2 protein-coding genes are annotated in these 679 nt (G+C 58.8%); both read left to right on the top strand.

The features are described 5' to 3' along the window. Positions 1–450, top strand: a 450-nt coding sequence (locus AWB74_RS45100) for a manganese catalase family protein (protein ID WP_200822135.1), incomplete at its 5' end; no start/stop codon positions are given. A gap of 77 nt (positions 451–527) precedes the next feature. Beyond that, positions 528–679 (top strand): DUF378 domain-containing protein (locus AWB74_RS45095; RefSeq protein WP_143749572.1); only part of this gene is annotated, 152 nt, incomplete at its 3' end.

Below are 679 nucleotides of genomic sequence, written 5' to 3'. Positions count from 1 at the left end.
ACAGCCGATTTGCGCTCCAACATCGCCGCTGAGGCGCGCGCAAAAATTATCTATGAGCGTCTCATCAACATCACGGACGATCCAGGCATCAAGGAGGCGCTCGGCTTCTTGATGACCCGGGAAATTGCCCATCAGAAATCGTTCGAAAAGGCGCTTCATTCTATTCAGCCGAATTTCCCACAGGGAAAGTTGCCAGGCAATCCCTCATTCACCAGTGTCTACTTCAACATGTCCAAGGGTGACGATGCCCGAGGTCCCTGGAACGAGGGAGGCGACTGGCAGTTCGTCGAAGAACCTCAGCCCGCTGTTGACGGCGGGGACGGAACGGCGACCGTCACGGTTACCGAAGCGGACTTGCAGACGTTGCAGTCGATGGCCTCGCGAACCGCGTCCGATCCCACAGCAGACCCCAGCACCGGCGCTGACCTTGGCGCAGGCAAGCAGGTTTGATCGACGCGGGTCGCACGACCGCGTGCGCTGCGCGCGGTCAACCAACCAAACATTAAGCCAAACATTAGGAGCTTCACATGCCTACGGTCAGTTCAAGAGGAACGGTTACGGTTCGTCGCAACCCGATAGATTGGGCGGCGGGCGCCTTGGTCATCATTGGCGCGCTGAACTGGGGGCTCGTCGGTCTGATTCAGCTTGACCTCGTAGCCACACTCTTCGGTGCGGGTTC

Origin of the sequence: Caballeronia arvi, from assembly GCF_001544695.2 — a bacterium.
In the GTDB taxonomy this organism is placed as follows: domain Bacteria; phylum Pseudomonadota; class Gammaproteobacteria; order Burkholderiales; family Burkholderiaceae; genus Caballeronia; species Caballeronia arvi.
Note: the sequence above shows the minus strand (reverse complement) of the source record. Positions and strands in the feature narration are given on the sequence as shown.